This is a genomic window from Psychrobacter sp. M13 (genome assembly GCF_030718935.1).
Lineage (GTDB): Bacteria > Pseudomonadota > Gammaproteobacteria > Pseudomonadales > Moraxellaceae > Psychrobacter > Psychrobacter immobilis_G.
Genome location: NZ_CP132194.1, coordinates 1,258,421 through 1,277,536 on the forward strand (window position 1 = coordinate 1,258,421; position 19,116 = coordinate 1,277,536).

The window sequence follows — 19,116 nt, forward strand, 5'->3', positions numbered from 1 at the left end:
ATATAATAGTAGCCAAGACTGCAAGTGCTAACTATTGTTGCTCATTCTCTAAATCCATCGCTTCAGTAACCGCAAGGGCTGTCATATTGACGATACGACGGGCAGTAGCTGATGGGGTTAAGATATGCACAGGCTTATTGGCACCCAAAAGAATAGGGCCGATTGATGCACTATTAGTCGCTGTTTTTAGTAAATTAAAGGCAATATTTGCTGCATCCAAAGTAGGTAGAATCAATAGGTTTGCAGAGCCTTTAAAATTAGTAGAAGGGAAGTCCTCTAGACGAATGTGCTCATTGAGCGCCGCATCGCCTTGCATCTCGCCATCAAATTCAAAATCAACGTTCATCTCGGTCAATAATCCAAAGACTTTACGCATTTTCACAGCACTGGCTCGGTTTGAAGTACCAAAGCTTGAATGTGATACTAAGGCGACACGTGGTGTCATGCCAAATCGACGCAATTGGTTAGCTGCCAATACCGTCATTTCAGCTAATTGCTCAGCGGTCGGGTCTTCATGGATATAAGTATCAGCGATAAAGATGTTGCGATCTTGCATTAAGATGGCGTTCATAGCATAGAAATTACTGACGCCCGTCTTTTTACCGATAACGCTTTGCACGTATTCCAAATGCAGCTGGTAATGACTAAAGGTTCCACAAATCATACCTTCAGCATCGCCGTTTTCGACTAGTAATGAGCCAATAAGAGTAGTCTTACGACGGACGTCACGGCGAGCAAGCTCGATACTTACGCCATTACGTTTATTCTTTTCGTAGTAGCCTTGCCAGTAGTCTTTATAGCGATCATCGTCATCCACATTGACGATAGTGATATTTTCCCCATCTTTTAAACGTAGACCCAATCTCTCGATGTTCGTTTCGATAATAGCGGGACGACCCACTAAGATAGGCTGCGCCAATTGCTCATCAACGACGACCTGCACAGCAAGCAGGACGTTATTGTCTTCGCCTTCACAATAGACGATACGTTTAGGGTCAGATTTTGCCCGTGAGAAAATAGGCTTCATCACAAACGCTGAGTTATAAACAAATTCAGAGAGACGCTGACGATAGGCTTGCATATCGTCGATAGGTAAGGTTGCAACCCCAGAATCCATAGCCGCTTGGGCGACCGCAGAGGCAATCTCGATGATTAAGTTTGGCTCTAATGGTCCTGGAATTAAGTAATTAGGACCAAATCTTGCGATGTTATCGACATTTCTGACATTAGCCGTTGGCGTGGCCTCAACATGTGCCATAGCCGCAATAGCACGCACACAAGCAATTTTCATCTCTTCATTAACCGTCGTTGCGCCAACATCTAACGCACCACGGAAGATATACGGGAAGCACAAGGCGTTGTTAACTTGGTTCGGATAGTCCGAGCGGCCTGTTGCCATGATAACGTCTGAGCGTACTGAGTGCGCCACTTCTGGCATAATCTCAGGAGTTGGGTTAGCTAAGGCAAAGATAATAGGATCTTTTGCCATACGACGAACCATATCTGTTGACAGCACACCTGGCATAGATAGACCTAGGAACATGTCTACATCGTCCATCACCTCTTCAATAGTCGTCGCGTCAGTATCACGAGCATAGCGCTGTTTGGTTTCGTCAAGGTTTTCGCGACTAGTGCTAATAATACCGCGTGAATCAGAAACAAAGACATTCTCTTTATTGACGCCCAAAGCACAGATAATATTCAAGCATGAAATAGCCGCCGCACCCGCACCTGAGCAAACAATTTTGATGTCTTCGATTTTTTTGCCTGTTAACAATAAAGCATTCAGCAGAGCTGCAGCAACAATAATAGATGTACCATGCTGATCGTCATGGAAAACAGGAATGTTCATGCGCTTACGTAATTCGCGCTCAATTTTGAAACATTCTGGTGCCTTGATGTCCTCAAGATTAATCCCGCCAAAGGTAGGCTCAAGTGCTGCTACGGCTTCGATAAATTTATCAGGATCGTTCTGCGCAATCTCTAAATCGAATACATCAATACCTGCAAACTTTTTGAATAAGACGCCTTTACCTTCCATCACAGGCTTTGAAGCCAACGGCCCGATATTGCCTAAACCAAGAACAGCCGTACCATTAGTGATGACGCCGACAAGATTGCTACGAGCGGTATATTTAGCCGCTAGTTTTGGATCTCTTTCAATCTCTAAACAAGGGACCGCAACACCTGGTGAGTAAGCTAGAGCCAAATCACGTTGATTAGCCATCTGCTTAATAGGTGTAACCGAAATCTTACCAGGTCTTGGAAACGCGTGATAATGCAGAGCCGCTTGTTCGAACTGCTCTTTATCAGTAGTAGGAGTGTCCATATTCAGATTATTATCGTCAGTCATAATGAGTACCATTGTTGGAATAAAGGAGAAAATAGAGTAAGGCTCAAGACACAAAAGCGATCATTATATTTAATACGGCTACTAAGTTTAAGGACGATAAGCCAATAGTAAAGCAGCATCATAAGAAACATAAGCTTACAAGTTAACTATTCTAGCACTATTGTCAATTCGCTGGCTAGCCGATAAAGCCAAAACAAGAAACTTGTTGCTTAGATTTATAGTAAGTATTTTGTGCCACGATAGCCGTAAGTGTTAGACCTTTATTAAACAACTGCTGTTAATGAAAACTAACTCTACGAAGAGCAGCTTATAGGTTGTTGCCTAGCATTACGAGCGGGCGCAGTCGTGTCCAGTTCGATAGCACGATCTTGTACCGTATAAGGACTAGCAAGTAACTCATAAAGACGAGCGACTTCCTCAAATTGTCCTTGTTCAGCAGCAAGAATAGCGCGCTGCGCCATATCATTACGTAAGATGTAAACAGGATTATTACTTTGCAAACTAACAATGACTGCGGCTTTGTCTAAAAGGCTTATTTGAGCGAGATACTCCTCACGCCAAGCCTGCCAAACTTGTTGCGCATCAGTACTAATATTAGTATCAGCATTAGTACCAATCTCGTTATTGGCATTGTCGCCAAGCTCTAAGACCAGCGTATCCAATAGCTGCTGCTCATAAGGACAGTCCTCTGGTGCTACAAGTGCTAATAATGCGCGAAAACTGTTAGTGTAATCTAGTAAGTTATCCTCTAACAGCGTCAAAAATTCAAAAGCTAATTTTAGACTCTCAGACTGATGAGGTAATCCTAATTTGGCACATAGTCCTTGCTGATAATGCTGCATAAAGGTTGGCTCATAGACGGCCAAACACTCCGCCAAGCTGTCACGAGTGACACCATCTTGCGTCAAGCGCATAAAGTGCGACAGCCAAACGTTAAGATTCCAGTGACCGATGGCAGGCTGGTTTTGATAAGCATAGCGGCCTGTATGATCGGAGTGATTATTGATCCATGCTGGATTGAAGCGCTCCATAAAGCCAAAGGGGCCAAAGTCTAAAGTGCTACCGGTAATCGATAAGTTATCGGTATTCATAACCCCATGAGCAAAGCCAATAAGCTGCCAATCGGCAATCATCCTCGCTGTTCGCTCAACCACAGACTGTAAAAAGGCTAAGACGGGTTGATCGCTATCACGGCACTCAGAATAATAGGTATCTAGCATATAATCTGTAAATTCAGCGAGTAAATCAGGGGCAAAGCTGGCAATCCACTCGACGTGACCGAGACGAATATGACTATCAGCAACTCGCATCAGCGCCGCACCTGCCTCCATACGCTCGCGGCGAACGGGCGTATCAGATACCACAAAGCCGAGCGCATTGGAGGCGGGGATGTTCAACTGATTTAGCGCATGTCCGCACAGATATTCGCGAATAGTACTACGCAGTACTGCACGGCCATCGCCCATCCGCGAATAAGGTGTCAAACCGCTACCTTTTAAGTGTAAATCTTGTAGTTGATCGTTATTGTCGAGTACTTGTGCCATAAGTAGACCACGACCATCGCCCAGCTGTCCTGCCCACTGTCCAAACTGGTGTCCCGCATAAGCCATCGATAGTGGTGCAAACTCAGCAGGCACATAGTGACCCCCCAGAATTTCAACCCAACGTGTCATCAGATCATCATCGTCATTCCAGCCCAATTGTTCGGCTACTTGAGTATTAAAGTGACCTACGCGAGGATTATCTAGTGGGGTCGGAGGCTGGCGATGGTACAGACGGGTATCTAAATTGGTATAAGTATTTTGGTAGCGCATAACAGCGATCTCTGTCAAGTTTCAAGGTGTGAGTGATTTAAGCTACTATAACATAGCCACATTATTAGGCTTATGAACTCTGTAAGCATTAATAACAGGACTCGCTAAAAATGTTTTGCGCGTCCATAAAAAAACCCCTATCTAGGATGATAGGGGTTCTTGTACTATTTAAAATAAGCTCTAATCAAAATAAATGTTAGCTATTTAACAAGTATAGGCTTAATGAACTTGCGCTAAGCGGCTTTGGTACTTAAGCAGCCTTGCTATTGTAACCAATTGAGCGAAAAGCAACTTTTAAATTGTCATTATGAGCATGGATCTTTTGTTCGATATTAGCATACTCATGCTTGAGCTTATCATCGACTTCATGCAAACGATCAGCAAACTCTGTCTTTTTCATCTCAATAGCTTTGGCTTTTAGCGCTTGCCATTCCTCTACTGTCTGAGTGAAAGCATCAAATTCAAACTTAATGCGATCTTGAAAAGCTTTCATAGTGTGCGGAATATCTAAACCACCAGCAAAGACGTTATCAATCTGCTGCTGCGCTTGTTTAAACTGCATTTGCACTTCAGCATGCTTGATCGTAGTATCATCAACAGTACGTAATTCAGTAGTTAAACCAACTTTTGATAATCCACCAATCAACCACTTAGTAGGATCATACTGCCACCATTTAACACCATTACGGTAATCATACTGGAAGAAGTGATGATAGTTATGATAACCCTCGCCCCAAGTAAAGATAGCTAAGAAGAAGTTATCACGCGCTGTATTGGTGTCCGTATAAGGACGCGATCCAAACATATGGCACAAAGAGTTAATAAAGAAAGTAAAGTGATGAGTCAATACTAGACGTAATAAACCCGCTAGTACTAAAGTACCCCAAACATCACCAACTAACCAGCCGACCGCCGCAACCAAGCCAACGTTGGTAGCCAATACCCAAAGACCGTAGTATTTATGCTGAATCTGTAAAGTCTTATCTTTGGTTAGATCTGGAATGTTTTTATAATCAAAACGACCACTAGGATAGTTCTTAAGCATCCAACCTATGTGACTAAAGAAAAACCCACGCTTGGCTGAGTACGGGTCGTCCATGACATCATCAACATGACGATGATGACTACGATGGCCTGATACCCAGTCAAATGCTGAACCCTGAATAGCAAGAGTTGAGCCTAATAATAAAAAGTTTTTGACAATTGGATGCGCTTTATAGGCACGATGCGCGAGCAGGCGATGATAGCCTGCAGTGATACTGATACCCGTCCATACCATGAATGCACCAAAGATACCCCAAACAGGCGCACTAACTTGATGAGTCATTAAGTACCAAGGGGTAATAACTGCCGCTGCAAGTGGTGTCGCTATCAAAAAAGCAGCAGGAATCTTATTAATTGGTGAGTTCTTAAACTCAAGCTCACGAATATCTATAGGCTCACTAACAGATACCGCGCCATTACCTTTACTTATATCAGCGCTATCACCAGCAGCAACTTGCTCAGCGCCAGTCACCGTAGAATCCGCAGTTTTTTCAGCATCGCCATTCTCATACCACATCTTAAGACGTAGTGCCTGAGTGCCTGCCGTTTGAATAAGTGTATCGCTAGATTTTATAGCTAAACGTAAAGTCTTAAGCGGTAAACCCATTACTGTTTTTGCAATCATGTAATATCCCTTGAGGTATTAGTTTCAGTGTTTATTTTACGCTATTAATGAGAGAAAGTGAACACCTATACACTATAAAAATCTTGCTAAATAACAATAACTTGTATGAGTTATATAACATAAGGCCTTAAAACCTTGTTGTCTGTCAGGAATTAAACAAAATGGTAAGAATTTATGTCAATAAGTAGATAGCAATATTGGATCAGTGGATTAAAGAGTGAGGGTGTTAATAGCTCATTTCAAGCCATACAGCCCTAATAACTGTGTTGGAATATCGGTAATAATCACATCGACTTGCCATCGAATCAGCTGTTTGACCATATCAACATCATTGACCGTCCAAGCACTGACTGGTAAGCCATAGCGGTGACAATGTTGAATCACTTGCTGATTGAGCAGTGGATAATGAATACCTAACTGCCCACAGCCCAATTGCAGGGCTGTATTAGGCGCTATACGTAGACTATTAGTCTCCTTTACTAATAGTCCTCGGGGAATGGTAGACAGTAGTTTATGACGCTGCAATTGGGCAAGCAGCTGTAGATCAAAGCTAGTGAGTACGATAGGTAAGCCGGCAAGAGGGCTATCAATGAGATAGCGGCATAGCGCGCGAATCAGATGCGGATAGCTAGTACGACTGTGGGTTTTTATCTCAAGCTCTATATGTGAGAATCGACTTAAGGGGTTTTTCATTTCAATAGTTGGAAACTTAGACGAGGATAATAGAGGCCACGACAACTTATCCAAAGTAATAATTTGATGACCCAGTTGCAGATGGCGCTGAATCTCAGCTAAGTTTAGCTGATCAATGCGTGATTGCAGCCCGCAAAGCCGCTGCAGAGTATCATCATGAAAAACGACTAAATGCCCATCAGCAGTCAATTGCACATCAAACTCAACACCAGCCAGTCCACGCGCTTGCAAGTTATAAGCATGCTGGAAGCCTTGTAAGCTGTTTTCTAACACCTCATGACGCGCACCGCGATGGCCTAACAGTCGGGTGTTTCTTAGCTCTAGCATAGTTATTCAAATTTTGTAGGTTTATCAGTTATTAGGGTCTATTGTTAAATATGTTTTCAGTAATTAAATAGGCTTTGAGTTAAGTACGCTCTAAACCTACGCTGATTTTATAGCTTTATTCAGGTGCAATGTTTGTTATGTTTTTGCAACTAGAGCGGAAATTTTGAGCTTTTGACTTTTTAAATTGGCATAGTAGTGGCCTGAGCTAATGAACATCTAAGCTAAACCCCGTATAATAGTTTTATTTTAGGAGCAGTATCAGTATGAGCATAGTGAATCATCAATGGATTAAAGGAACACAACTTGCTGGAGTCGGCCTGCTATGCAGTTTAGCTATTGTTGGCTGTAACCGCTCAGAAAAAGACGAGCTGGATGCCGATGAGGTGGTTGTGGTTAATGAAGAGACAGTCGCTCCCGTTATCGCCTGTGATAATCCATTGGTGCAAGATAAGCTCAAAGCAGCACTTAAGAGCACTTTGAATCAACAAGCGCAGAGCTTAGCTGCCAATTACGCCAATGCTACAGAAGTCAGTATTAATGCTAATGCAATTACTAGCAAAGTTAGTCGTATCTTAATTGATGTACAAAACGCGGCGCTGTTACAAGAAGCCAATGCTAATGGGATGACAACCTGTCAAGCCAGTGTCAGTATGACGCTAGCTAGTGAAGATCTGTATCAGGCCAGTCAGTTGCAGTCCGCTAATAATCAGCCAAGCTTGCAGACGCGTTTGGCGCAGAATAATATCCGTATCAATAATAATATGCTCGTCGATGATGCGTTTAGTTATGTCGTCGGTACTCAAGGTGGTCAAGTGCAAGCTCGTATCATCGGTCAGCCCACATTGGTAACCTTAGTGTCTGAGGTAGTAGCAGGCTCAGCTGTCAGTACTTTAGTATCTGAGCGTCGCGCTGCACAACAGCAGGCCGAGCAAGCTGAACGCCGCGCCGCTGCTGCTCGAAACAACGCCGCCCAAGCTCAGCGCCAACAGTTGCAAGAAGTTATACCACTTGAGCCTACGCGTCCTGCTCAACCTGTCCGTCCCGCTCAGCCTGCATCGCCACCAACCATCACTCAAGGCCCAGAGGTACAGAGCAGCACGCAAGCCGCGCCAGTAACTACCCCTAAGAGTGTGCCGAAAGATGAAAGTATCGATATGGTGATTATCGAAGATGACAGCGCGACTTATTAATTAGTAGAGTGCTTAAAGTAATAAAAAAGCAAGGATTATGATGCCTTGCTTTTTTTATGTCGAAAAAATAATACTGATAAATTTTGAAGATATGCTGAGCAAATTTGACAAGAATATAAACTATGCTTAACAAACACTTTCACTTAAGGAGAGGCACTTGAGCGAGACATGGCAGCCAAAAGTTTGGGTCGCAGTATTATTAGGTATTATCGTACAGCCCTTTGCTTTTTTGTATCTAAATAAGCTCGTGCTATTCTGGTTATATCTGATATTAGTTAGCGTTGTAAACCTACTAGACTGGCGATACCAAATGCATTTAAGCATTATTTTTATGGTTATTTGTCCTATCCATGCTTATCTAGTCGCCAAAAACTATAATGCCAAAACAACACGTAACTGGTATTCACAATGGTGGGGTATTCCAGCTGTCTATGTCGTTATATTTTCTACAGGGTTTTTGATACGTTCGTTCTTCTATGAGCCATTCAGCGTACCAGCAGCCTCTATGAGTCCTAGCCTTGAGGTAGGAGATGTGTTTATTATCAAAAAGCTAGGCTTCGGTGATTATGGTACTTATGGAATGAAGCTAATGGATACAGACTTGTCGGATGGTATCGATTTAAAGCGTGGGAAAATGTACGCGTTTTATCCGCCCAATTTAGATATACCTTATGTTAAGAGACTCATTGGCAAGCCTGGTGACGTTATAAAAATTGAGCAGAACAATATATCTGTCAATGGTTCTTTATCGAAGACCACTTTGATCTCTAAGGATCAGGAGTTTAACTACTATAATGAAGTCTCTGGTGTGTATTCATATCAGATAAAGACTACAGAAGCAGGGTCACCTATAGAGGCCTCAACTACCACAGTTCCAGAAGATAACTATTTCTTTTTAGGCGACAATCGTGATAATTCTGCTGATAGTCGTTACTGGGGCACGGTACCTAGTACTGACTTCGTAGGTGAAGTGGCTTATGTGTTCGGTAAATAAATGTTGAAAAGCCTGTGCTCTTCACAGAACACAGGTTTTTATTCTATTTAAAGCTATAAATCATTGCTTGGTCTCTAAACCCTGCAACACTTTACTATCCCATAACACCTCAGATATGTGCTCAGGATCAGTACAGAATCTAGCCGCGACAAACAACCAATCAGATAATCTATTCACTAAGCTGACCGCTGTACTACGAATAGCTTTTGGGCGCTCTTGCTGTAATATTACCGCTTGGCGCTCGGCACGGCGACAGACAGTACGTGCTACATGCAGCTGACTGACTAGCACTGAACCTGTCGGTAGAATAAAGTCTTTGAGTGGCGGCAGATGAGCGTTCATCGCATCGATTTGCTGCTCCAACCAGTCGATGTGAGTAGGATTGATACCTTCGTATTCTGGCATTGCCAGCTCACCACCTATATTAAATAGCAGATGCTGGATGACAATTAGTGCTTGATTAAAGTCAGCGCCCGCTTGTGATTGTAATCGTTCTGGCAAAGTATTGTCGTCGCTTGCATGAGTGAAGTGCGCGCGTACTAGCCCAATATGAGAGTTGAGCTCATCAATATCGCCCATCACACTAAACAGCTCATCGGCTTTGCTGACGCGGCTACCATCCGCCATACCTGTAGTGCCGTCATCGCCAGTACGGGTATAAATTTTGCTTAAACGATTGCCCATGATATATCCTCAAATTTATAAAGTTGATGCTAAATGATATGAGTTTCAGCGAGCCACAACTCTAGTTTATAGCCATTGCTTCATTAATACTCAGTCATGCTAAAGCCTTCATTGTAGTATTTCAACGCTATTTTCGCTAATATACAGGGTTGCAACAGTAAAGTAGCTATCTTTTCCAATTGTTAACGCAGATATAATTATAAATGCAGATTGAATGTGCTATGCGGTTACTTTTTTGTTACTACTATCTTAATTACTACTATTTTATTTAAAAGGCTAGTTTATTATGACCCTATCTCATGCCGACGCTACCTCTCAATTGATGATCTATGACTCATTGACTGCTCGTAAGCAACTTTTTACACCACTAAAGGCTGGAAAAGTCGGCATGTATGTGTGCGGCATGACGGTTTATGATTACTGTCATATTGGTCACGCACGGGTGATGGTTGCCTTTGATATGGCAGTGCGCTGGCTTGCTCAATTGGGTTTTGATGTCAACTATATTCGTAATATTACCGACATCGACGATAAGATTATCGCGCGTGCCGCTGAGAACGGTGAAGATATAAGTGCCTTGACTCAGCGCTTTATTGCAGCGATGCATGAGGATGCTAACGCTCTTGGTTGCTTGTCACCAGATGCCGAACCGCGCGCCACTGATCATATCGACGATATGCAGCAGATGATTGAGGCGTTGGTCAAAGGCGACTATGCCTATGCGGCAGATAACGGCGATGTCTATTATGCGGTTGATAGTTTTGCTGATTATGGCAAATTGTCCAAGCGTAATCTTGATGAGATGCAAGCGGGCTCGCGGGTAGAGATTGAGACTATCAAACGTAATCCGTTTGACTTTGTACTATGGAAAGCGGCAAAAGCGGGCGAGCCGCAGTGGGCATCGCCTTGGGGTCAAGGGCGTCCTGGCTGGCATATTGAATGCTCAGCAATGTCGACGCAATGCTTGGGCAACACCTTTGACATTCATGGCGGCGGGCATGATTTGCAATTTCCGCACCATGAGAATGAAATTGCCCAGTCTGAAGCAGCGACTGGCTGCGAGTATGCGCGTAATTGGATGCATGTTGGCTTTATCAATGTCGATGGCGAAAAGATGTCCAAATCCTTGGGTAACTTTTTTACTATTCGTGAAGTTATGGCGAAGTTTTTACCTGAAACCGTGCGTTTCTTTCTATTATCAAGTCATTATCGTAGTCAAGTGAACTTCTCAGATGTGGCGTTAACGGATGCACATAATAGCCTAAGTAGACTATATCAAGCATTAAAAAATGTTGAGCAGCAGCAAGATCAAAAGCTAGAGCTTGACGATGAGATTGTTAGTAATGCTTATAGTAGTGCGGCAGGACAAGCGTTTATCACCGCGATGAATGATGACTTTAATAGCTCAGCGGCAATGGGTATATTATTTGGTTTGGCGCGCGATATTAATAAAGCAGTTAAGGCCGATGATGCCACCCAAGCATGGCAACTGGCAGGCCAGCTAAAGGCTCTTGCGCAAGTACTCAATATATTACAGCAGCCCGTACAGCAGTTTTTGCAAGCTATAATCGGTGATGATCAAGAGAGTAGCCTTAGTGACACCGATATTGATAGTCTCATTACCCAGCGCGCCGATGCCAAAGCTAATAAAGACTTTGCGCGCGCCGATCAGATACGGGCGCAGCTTTTAGATACTGGTATTGAGCTTGAGGATAGCCGTAGCGGTACGACTTGGCGACGTGCTTGAATTTTTAAATAGCTTTATAGACACAAACTAACAAATCAAGTCAGCTTCGCGCTGGCTTTTTTTAGCTAACTGTTTTAGCTTATGTGGTAATTTTCTCTGAAACATTGATCAAATGGCTATTCTTTATAAATCCAGTTCTAATAATCTTATGAATACTTATAATTCTCATAAAAGTGCCGCCAATAAAGCTTGCCAAAGTGACAGAGGGTCAAGCTATCATACAGCTCGGTATATAAGATTTAGCTGGCTATTACTCGTGCTATTAAGCTTAGGGTACATGCCAGCTTATGCTGACAATCAAACGTCAGCTGAAGTTCAAAACCAAGCTCCTACGCAGTCAAGTACTGAGCCTGACAATCTCCTTGATTATGCCGAAAATCAGCTTGATCAGCTCTCAGAGCAGGATATTGATTTCCCTGATAGCGTAGCAGATGTCTTTATTACTGATGATACAGAGATAGCCGATCAGGCTGGTCAGCTGCAAGCAGATTCAGCACTGACTGGAGAGTATAATGAGAGCTACTACCTGTTAAAAACGCTGAATAGTGGTCTAAAGACGCTCTCAACACCCCCTAATTTGGCGACGCCACTCGCGACATTGGAGTTTTTTCAATCAGCGATTATAAAAGAGCAGTACGACTTGGCCGCCTATGCGCTAAATATGAATTTGCTCGATAATGACACCCAAGCCAATCGTAGCAGCGAGCTGGCTCAGCGATTGGATTTTTTATTAAATACCAAAGGTCTCTACGTTTTTAATAGTATGCCTGACCGAGCTGATGGTCTGATAGAACCGCCTATCGGTAGCAGCAGCAGTATCAGTGGTATTTCGCGTCGCTCCATTAAACTGGGCTATATCAATTATCGAGATCGACAAGTTCCGCTATTTATTGAGCGCGTACGAGTGAATGATGAGGCTCCTATCTGGGTGTTTTCAGCACAGACCGTAGGCAATATAGATAATCTCTATGATCGGTATAAGCCACCAGAGTTTGAGCAGTACATACCTGAGTGGATGGTCTTAAGATTCTTTGGGATGGCTGTTTGGGAGTTTTTAGCTTTAGTATGCTTCTTTTTGGTTACTATGGGGATTGGTTGGTTAGTAAGTCGAGTGACTGGTAAGTTAGTCAACTGGTATGTTGGTGATGCAGCAGTAGAGTCTCTTACTCATAGTAAAAGAAGCATTACCGAGTTTATCGATCAGTTAACCGTACCGCTGACTTTTACTATAGGCTTCTCGTCAGTATTTACTTTAGTCTCTGGTGGCTTTCCGTATATCGAATCTATTGCAACCTCAACTAGACCTATTATGTGGATAGGGCTGGTAGTCAGTGCTGTATGGCTAGGCATCCGAGTGATCAACTTTTTTGCTAATCGCTACAAAGATCTGCAGATCGATGGATTAGCCGATGATGAGTATGATAAGTATCGAGTGCGCCTCACTTACGTATCGGTATTTCGTCGTTTATTTATATTCGTCATGATCCTTGGTAGCATTTGGGTTGGGGTTAGTGAATTCACGAATATTGAAGGCTTGGGTACAACCTTACTAACCTCGGCTGGGATAGCAGGTGTCGTAATCGGTGTGGCTGCGCAACCTACCTTGGGGAATATTATAGCGGGTCTACAGGTTGCTATTACTCAGCCAGTACGCATTGGCGATACTGTGATGATGGAGGGAGACTGGACTACTATTGAAGATTTGCGTTATACCTATGCGGTACTCAAAACTTGGGATGAGCGTCGTTTGATCGTGCCGATGAGGCATTTTGTTATCGAAATCGTTGAAAACTGGTCGCATACCGAGTCTCATCAAACCTGTGTGGTCTATCTGTTTGTCGATTATGGAATCGATATCGATACGGTTCGACAGAAATTTATAGAGGTTGTCAAAGCGCATGAGCTTTGGGATGGTAAGACAGACCCTGCGCTGATAGTAGTCTCTGTTAATGAAGAGACTATTAAGCTGCGCGGTGCACTAGCCTCTGATAGCCCTCTAAACGCTTGGACGCTTGAGTGTGATGTCCGCGAACGCATGCTCGAATACTTACATAATGAGCAAAAAGGCTATCTGCCTACTGAACGTATTACCCTCAAAGAGGCTCAATAATTCATTAGGTGACTGGCAAAGATAGTGCACTGAAATAATCATGCGGATAAGAGTGTTATTTGATATAATATGGCGTTATTTTAACGGGATAACTCAAGGCGTCTTACTATTTAAAGTTGTTCTTCAATAAGATAGTTTGATCGCTGATATGCTTTAGATACTGATAATCGATTGGCTACATTGGCGCAGTCGTATTCTAATAACTAGCTCATTATTGAGCTTAGTATCGAGAAGCTTGGTATCGAGCTCCCATCCATCAAAATAGCCACCATAGGGGTCTGTATGTTACGTATTGTCGATGAAGCCTTCACTTTTGATGACGTATTATTGTTGCCAGCTTATTCTGAAGTACTTCCAAAAACAGCTGACTTGTCTACACGCTTAACCAAAAGTATTACTTTGAATTTGCCACTGGTTTCTGCGGCGATGGATACCGTTACTGAGTCTGAAATGGCGATCACCATGGCGCAACTAGGCGGTATGGGTATCTTGCATAAAAATATGGATATCAGTAAGCAGGCAATGCAAGTTCGCCGCGTCAAAAAGTTTGAAGCGGGTACCGTCGTTGATCCCATTACTGTGCATCCTGAGATGACGATTGGGGAGCTGCTCAGGCTAACCCAAGATAACAATATCTCTGGTGTGCCTGTGGTTGAAAAGGGCACTGACAAAGTTGTCGGTATTGTCACCCATCGTGATTGGCGTTTTGAGACCAATCTGACGCTGCCAGTCAGCCATATTATGACGCCAAAAGATCAGCTAGTTACGGTGCATGAAGGCGAAAGCAACGAGAATATCAAAAAACTACTGCATGAACATCGTATCGAAAAAGTGATCGTCATTAATGATGATTTCCGCTTGCGTGGTCTGATCACGGTTAATGACTTTGCCAAAGCTGAAAACAATCCTAATGCTTGTAAAGATGATCATGGTCGCTTGCGAGTAGGCGCGGCGGTTGGCACAGGCGCTGATACTCAAGCGCGCGTTGAGGCACTCGTTGCTGCTGACGTCGATGTTATCGTAGTCGACACCGCACACGGTCACTCAAGAGGCGTCATCGATAAAGTCGCTTGGGTTAAGAAAAACTTCCCTCATATTCAAGTCATCGGCGGCAATATCGCGACAGGCGACGCGGCTTTGGCATTACGTGATGCAGGCGCTGATGCGGTAAAAGTTGGCATTGGCCCAGGCTCAATCTGTACTACGCGTATTATTGCGGGTATCGGTGTGCCACAGATATCAGCGATTGATAGCGTAGCCAGCGCACTACAAAACAGCATTCCACTGATCGCTGATGGCGGTATCCGTTATTCAGGTGATATGGCAAAAGCTATCGCCGCTGGTGCTTCTTGTATTATGGTCGGCTCACTGATGGCAGGTACGGAAGAAGCCCCAGGTGAAGTGGAGCTATTCCAAGGTCGCTACTACAAAGCCTATCGCGGTATGGGTAGCTTAGGCGCGATGTCTGGCGACAATGGCTCATCGGATCGCTACTTTCAAGATGCAAAAGATGGGGTTGAGAAGTTGGTTCCAGAGGGTATCGAAGGTCGCGTTCCTTATAAAGGTCCAGTCGCTGGTATCGTCAATCAATTGGTCGGTGGCCTGCGCTCATCAATGGGTTATACAGGCTGCGCTACTATTGAGGACATGCGTACTAAGCCGCAGTTCATCAAAGTAACCTCAGCAGGTATGAAAGAGTCGCACGTCCATGATGTACAGATTACCAAAGAAGCGCCTAACTACCGTGTTAGCTAAATCTTGGTAATCATTAAAATGTAGCTAATAACAGTCAACAGTGCTTGCTCATTGTTGGCTGTTTTTTTTGACTAATGTAATTATTCCCTAGATTGATTGAGGATTAATAAGTATTATATTTAACAGGTTTATAATATAAAAAAGGATATAAGTACAATGAGCTATTTTGGTACGGACGGTATTCGTGGAAGATTTGGTGAGCTGCCTATTACTCCTGATTTTATTCTCAAGTTAGGCTATGTGACGGGACAAGTACTGATAGAAAGCAATGGCAATAGCTCGCGTAAACCGAGTGTCGTCATCGGTAAAGATACTCGGCTATCAGGCTATGTGATCGAAGGCGCATTGCAAGCGGGCTTTAATGCGGCTGGAGTCGATGTGCATATGTTAGGCCCACTGCCGACGCCAGCTATTGCTCATTTGACCCGTAGCTTTAATGCCGATGCTGGGGTGGTTATCTCTGCCTCGCATAACCCTTATTTTGATAATGGTATCAAGCTATTTTCAGGTGATGGTAAAAAGCTCACTGATGCCATGCAAAACGCTATCAACGATAAGCTTAAAGCTATTATGGAAAGCACTGATGCAAGTGCCCTGATGCCGATAGTAGATCCTGCCAATCTAGGTAAAAACCATCGTATCGACGATGCTAAAGGCCGTTATATTGAATTCTGTAAGGGCAGTTTTCCTTATCAATACGATTTGGATCATTTGACCATCGTGATCGACTGTGCTAATGGGGCAGGCTATAGCGTCGCTCCTAGAGTATTGCGTGAGCTGGGTGCTACGGTAATCGCCATCAATAATACTCCTGATGGTCTCAACATCAATGAAGAGTGCGGCTCGACTCATCCTAAAGGGCTACAACAAGCGGTACTCGATCATAATGCTGATGTCGGTATTGGCCTCGATGGTGACGGTGATCGTATCGTTATGGTCGATGATAAAGGTCGACTGATCGATGGTGATGGCATCCTTTATATATTGGCGACACAGGGCGTTCAGCAAGTCGCTGGCGTGGTCGGTACTTTGATGACCAATATGGGACTTGAGCTGGCGCTTAATAGACTCGATATTGGCTTTACCCGTGCTAAAGTTGGTGATCGTTATGTCATGCAAGAGCTTGACGCTAACGGTTGGATATTAGGCGGCGAGCCATCTGGGCATATATTGTGTCTGGATAAGAGCCGTACAGGAGATGCCATCATAGCAGGCTTGCAAGTACTAGCCGTTATGCAGTCTCAAGATAAAGCATTAAGCGCAATGCTAGAAGGCTTTGAGGTATTACCGCAAAAGCTTGTAAATATACGTTTAGCGCAAATGCAAGATCCGTTCACTTATCCTGAGCTAGTAGCGGCGTTCGATAAAGCACGTGATACTTTAGAAGGTCGCGGGCGTCTGCTTATTCGTCAGTCAGGTACTGAGCCGATGATTCGGGTGATGGTTGAGTCTGATGACGAGATAGAGTGTGATGTGATGGCGAATGATTTAGCCGATCATATTAAGGCTGTGCTAGGTTAATGCAATTTTATTGCAGCGAGTAATAACTAAAGTTAATAATGATTAAAGCTAATAATGATTAAAGCTAATAATTATTAAGGCGAATAAGGAAAAACTATGAGCATGGACTTTACCGATCAGCGTTTATCATACGAAAAAGGAGTTTTGGATCAGAACTCAGTACCAGCATCACCATTTGAGCTATTTAAAACGTGGATGGATGAGGCATTAGCACAAAAGGTAAAAGAGCCTTATGCGATGAGTCTGGCAACTTGCGGCGCAGATAATAAGCCAAGTGTACGCATCGTACTCATGCGCGAGATTACCGAAACAGGTATCGTGTTCTATACCAATTATGACAGCGCCAAGGGTCGAGACATCGCTGAGAATCCAAACGCTGAAGTCTTATTCTTCTGGAATGAGCTTGAGCGCCAAGTACGTATCAGTGGCTCTATTGCCAAAATTGACGCGAGCAAATCTGCGGACTATTTTCATAAGCGTCCACACGATAGTCAGCTTGGCGCGTGGATTAGTGAGCCACAAAGTGGCGAGGTGGCAAATCGCGCGATTATGGAAGATAAGTTTGATCAGCTAAAAAGCGACTATCCAAAAGATAGCGTTGTACCAGCGCCAGAGTTTTGGGGTGGTTATGAAATCACTATTGAGAGTATCGAGTTTTGGCAAGGCCGCGCGAACCGTGTACATGACCGAATTGTCTATACCCAAGATGATGCTAATAGTTGGACGACTAAGCGTTTATTACCTTAGATGTTAAATCAATAGGTGTAAGGCTGATAGATGTCAGCTTGTTTTAACGCCAAACAAAAACCCCTTTAAATCCATTTGTGCTGGTATTTAAAGGGGTTTTTTTATGCAGAGGCGTACTTAATATGCCCCAGTTTTTCGCTTTAATCTAGCTTTTCGCTTTAATATTAGTATCTACATCGACAGAGACCGACATACCAGGACGTAATTGAGCAAGCTCAGCCTGATTTTGGTCTAGGTCAATGCGCACGGGGATACGCTGGGCAATTTTAATATAGTTGCCAGTAGCAGGGTTTGCCGCTCCTGCGCTAAATTCACTACCAGTCGCTGGTGAGATATTGCTGACACGCCCGTGGAATTTGGCACCACCAAGCGCGTCAACATGGATGGTTGCAGGTTCACCAATTGCCATATTAGCGACTTGCGTTTCCTTAAAATTCGCGATAATCCAAACGCCTTTAGGAACGACATACATCAGCTGGGTGCCAGCACTAACGTATTGACCTTCTTTGACACTGACCTGACTCAACTGTCCCGCTTCAGGCGCGGTGATGATGGTGTTATCTACATTAATTTGTGCTTGCTTGAGACTTGCTTCAGCATTTTTTATGTTCGCGTCCAAAGAGGAGCGGCTGCCACTGGTTTTTTTGCGGTTTTCACGAGCTGCTTGTAAATTAGCTTCAGCTTGCTGGACGCCTGCCTGTGCTTGCGCAAGTTGTGCTTTTGTATGAGCAACTTCTGCCTTTGATACTGCGCCGATAGCATCCAAACCTTGATATCGATTGACATCTTCACGAGCACTTTCAACACTCACTTTGGCACTGTATAAATCGGCTTCACGTGCTTCAATTTGTGCTTGGCTTGATTGAGTATCTTGAGTGTTGCTAGAGCGGTTAGTAACGGCCACTTCTATATTGGCCTGCGCTTGCTCAAGCTGTTGACGGAAGCTACGATCATCAATTTTTACTAATAAATCACCCGCTTTTACGTTGGCAAAATCCTGTACGGCCACTTCGGTGACGTAGCCGGATACTTGCGGGCTAATAATGGTGGTTTGTCCTTTTATAAAGGCGTTGTTGGTTTGCTGCACAGTAGGCGTGAAGGGTGGCAGCTTCCATGCATATAAAATCAATGCCACACCAATGACAATCATTACAACCAATAATCCTAAATTCAGATAGGATTTTTTCTTTGGCGACCAGCCAGTAGCCGCTGCGATAGGTTCTTTTGGTGGCATAGGCGTCTCATCACGTGAGCCTTTTTGTATGTCAGTAGCTGGATTTGTCTCAGAGGTATCCGTTTGCTCTATTGTAGGATTTTCGGCCTGATTGGTATCGGTATTTGACGCAATACGTGCGTCTGTTATGGGAGCATCAGTTGACGTCTGAGGTGTTTGATTCAGTTCACTAGGTTTCTTTTGGCTCATGACGCGCTCCTAAATGTTTAATTAGCAAATACTTAAACGGTGTGGCGATAAATCAATAAAGTGAAAAATCACTCATGCAATAAAAGGCG

The 19,116-nt window shown here is 43.7% G+C and carries 13 protein-coding genes; 7 read left to right on the top strand and 6 right to left on the bottom strand.

Features of this window, described 5'->3' with window-relative positions:
- Positions 1 to 31 precede the first annotated feature (31 nt).
- The 4 genes from Q9G97_RS05305 to Q9G97_RS05320 form a co-directional block, all read right to left on the bottom strand.
- Positions 32 to 2,353: an NADP-dependent malic enzyme gene (locus Q9G97_RS05305; protein WP_305900012.1), complete on the bottom strand. Its 2,322-nt coding sequence runs from the start codon at positions 2,351 to 2,353 to the stop codon at positions 32 to 34.
- Between the two features lie 293 nt (positions 2,354 to 2,646).
- On the bottom strand, positions 2,647 to 4,167 hold the full coding sequence (locus Q9G97_RS05310) for a YdiU family protein (RefSeq protein WP_305900013.1): 1,521 nt from the start codon (positions 4,165 to 4,167) through the stop codon (positions 2,647 to 2,649).
- A gap of 250 nt (positions 4,168 to 4,417) precedes the next feature.
- Positions 4,418 to 5,836, bottom strand: coding sequence for a fatty acid desaturase (locus tag Q9G97_RS05315; protein ID WP_305900014.1), 1,419 nt, complete (start codon positions 5,834 to 5,836; stop codon positions 4,418 to 4,420).
- A 234-nt stretch (positions 5,837 to 6,070) separates the two neighbouring features.
- Positions 6,071 to 6,856: a glycerophosphodiester phosphodiesterase gene (locus tag Q9G97_RS05320; protein ID WP_305900015.1), complete on the bottom strand. Its 786-nt coding sequence runs from the start codon at positions 6,854 to 6,856 to the stop codon at positions 6,071 to 6,073.
- Between the two features lie 263 nt (positions 6,857 to 7,119).
- Between Q9G97_RS05320 and Q9G97_RS05325 the strand changes: the two genes are divergently transcribed.
- Together Q9G97_RS05325 and lepB are read left to right on the top strand one after the other, a co-directional pair.
- Positions 7,120 to 8,046, top strand: coding sequence for a hypothetical protein (locus tag Q9G97_RS05325; RefSeq protein WP_305900016.1), 927 nt, complete (start codon positions 7,120 to 7,122; stop codon positions 8,044 to 8,046).
- A 157-nt stretch (positions 8,047 to 8,203) separates the two neighbouring features.
- Entirely contained in the window at positions 8,204 to 9,040 is an 837-nt protein-coding gene (gene lepB / locus Q9G97_RS05330) for a signal peptidase I (RefSeq protein WP_305900017.1), read from the top strand.
- A gap of 60 nt (positions 9,041 to 9,100) precedes the next feature.
- On the opposite strand, the gene Q9G97_RS05335 is transcribed toward lepB, so the two are convergent.
- Entirely contained in the window at positions 9,101 to 9,724 is a 624-nt protein-coding gene (locus Q9G97_RS05335; protein WP_305900018.1) for a cob(I)yrinic acid a,c-diamide adenosyltransferase, read from the bottom strand.
- A 286-nt stretch (positions 9,725 to 10,010) separates the two neighbouring features.
- Between Q9G97_RS05335 and cysS the strand changes: the two genes are divergently transcribed.
- The 5 genes from cysS (at position 10,011) to pdxH (ending at position 17,604) form a co-directional block, all read left to right on the top strand.
- Positions 10,011 to 11,471 carry a cysteine--tRNA ligase gene (gene cysS, locus Q9G97_RS05340; protein WP_305900019.1) on the top strand — a complete coding sequence of 487 codons (1,461 nt, stop codon included), beginning with the start codon at positions 10,011 to 10,013 and terminating at the stop codon, positions 11,469 to 11,471.
- 277 nt (positions 11,472 to 11,748) lie between these two features.
- A complete protein-coding gene (locus Q9G97_RS05345; RefSeq protein WP_305900020.1) occupies positions 11,749 to 13,581 on the top strand; it encodes a mechanosensitive ion channel family protein in 1,833 nt (610 codons plus the stop codon).
- A 282-nt stretch (positions 13,582 to 13,863) separates the two neighbouring features.
- Complete coding sequence (gene guaB / locus Q9G97_RS05350) at positions 13,864 to 15,336, top strand: IMP dehydrogenase (RefSeq protein WP_305900021.1); 1,473 nt, start codon at positions 13,864 to 13,866, stop codon at positions 15,334 to 15,336.
- Positions 15,337 to 15,492: 156 nt separating this feature from the next.
- The gene (glmM, locus tag Q9G97_RS05355; RefSeq protein ID WP_305900022.1) at positions 15,493 to 16,857 is read left to right on the top strand and encodes a phosphoglucosamine mutase; all 1,365 of its coding nucleotides are present in this window, start codon (positions 15,493 to 15,495) and stop codon (positions 16,855 to 16,857) included.
- Between the two features lie 102 nt (positions 16,858 to 16,959).
- Complete coding sequence (gene pdxH / locus Q9G97_RS05360) at positions 16,960 to 17,604, top strand: pyridoxamine 5'-phosphate oxidase (protein WP_305900275.1); 645 nt, start codon at positions 16,960 to 16,962, stop codon at positions 17,602 to 17,604.
- A gap of 145 nt (positions 17,605 to 17,749) precedes the next feature.
- Here pdxH and Q9G97_RS05365 read toward each other — a convergent pair whose 3' ends face one another.
- Positions 17,750 to 19,027: an HlyD family secretion protein gene (locus tag Q9G97_RS05365; protein WP_305900023.1), complete on the bottom strand. Its 1,278-nt coding sequence runs from the start codon at positions 19,025 to 19,027 to the stop codon at positions 17,750 to 17,752.
- Positions 19,028 to 19,116: the final 89 nt, after the last annotated feature.

Excerpts from the sequence above, each read along its gene's own strand:
- Q9G97_RS05305 (WP_305900012.1), bottom strand. The coding sequence starts at position 2,353 with ATGACTGACGATAATAATCTGAATATGGACACTCCTACTACTGATAAA.
- Q9G97_RS05310 (WP_305900013.1), bottom strand. The coding sequence starts at position 4,167 with ATGCGCTACCAAAATACTTATACCAATTTAGATACCCGTCTGTACCAT.
- Q9G97_RS05315 (WP_305900014.1), bottom strand. The coding sequence starts at position 5,836 with ATGATTGCAAAAACAGTAATGGGTTTACCGCTTAAGACTTTACGTTTA.
- Q9G97_RS05320 (WP_305900015.1), bottom strand. The coding sequence starts at position 6,856 with ATGCTAGAGCTAAGAAACACCCGACTGTTAGGCCATCGCGGTGCGCGT.
- Q9G97_RS05325 (WP_305900016.1), top strand. The coding sequence starts at position 7,120 with ATGAGCATAGTGAATCATCAATGGATTAAAGGAACACAACTTGCTGGA.
- Q9G97_RS05335 (WP_305900018.1), bottom strand. The coding sequence starts at position 9,724 with ATGGGCAATCGTTTAAGCAAAATTTATACCCGTACTGGCGATGACGGC.
- cysS (WP_305900019.1), top strand. The coding sequence starts at position 10,011 with ATGACCCTATCTCATGCCGACGCTACCTCTCAATTGATGATCTATGAC.
- Q9G97_RS05345 (WP_305900020.1), top strand. The coding sequence starts at position 11,749 with ATGCCAGCTTATGCTGACAATCAAACGTCAGCTGAAGTTCAAAACCAA.
- guaB (WP_305900021.1), top strand. The coding sequence starts at position 13,864 with ATGTTACGTATTGTCGATGAAGCCTTCACTTTTGATGACGTATTATTG.
- glmM (WP_305900022.1), top strand. The coding sequence starts at position 15,493 with ATGAGCTATTTTGGTACGGACGGTATTCGTGGAAGATTTGGTGAGCTG.
- pdxH (WP_305900275.1), top strand. The coding sequence starts at position 16,960 with ATGGACTTTACCGATCAGCGTTTATCATACGAAAAAGGAGTTTTGGAT.
- Q9G97_RS05365 (WP_305900023.1), bottom strand. The coding sequence starts at position 19,027 with ATGAGCCAAAAGAAACCTAGTGAACTGAATCAAACACCTCAGACGTCA.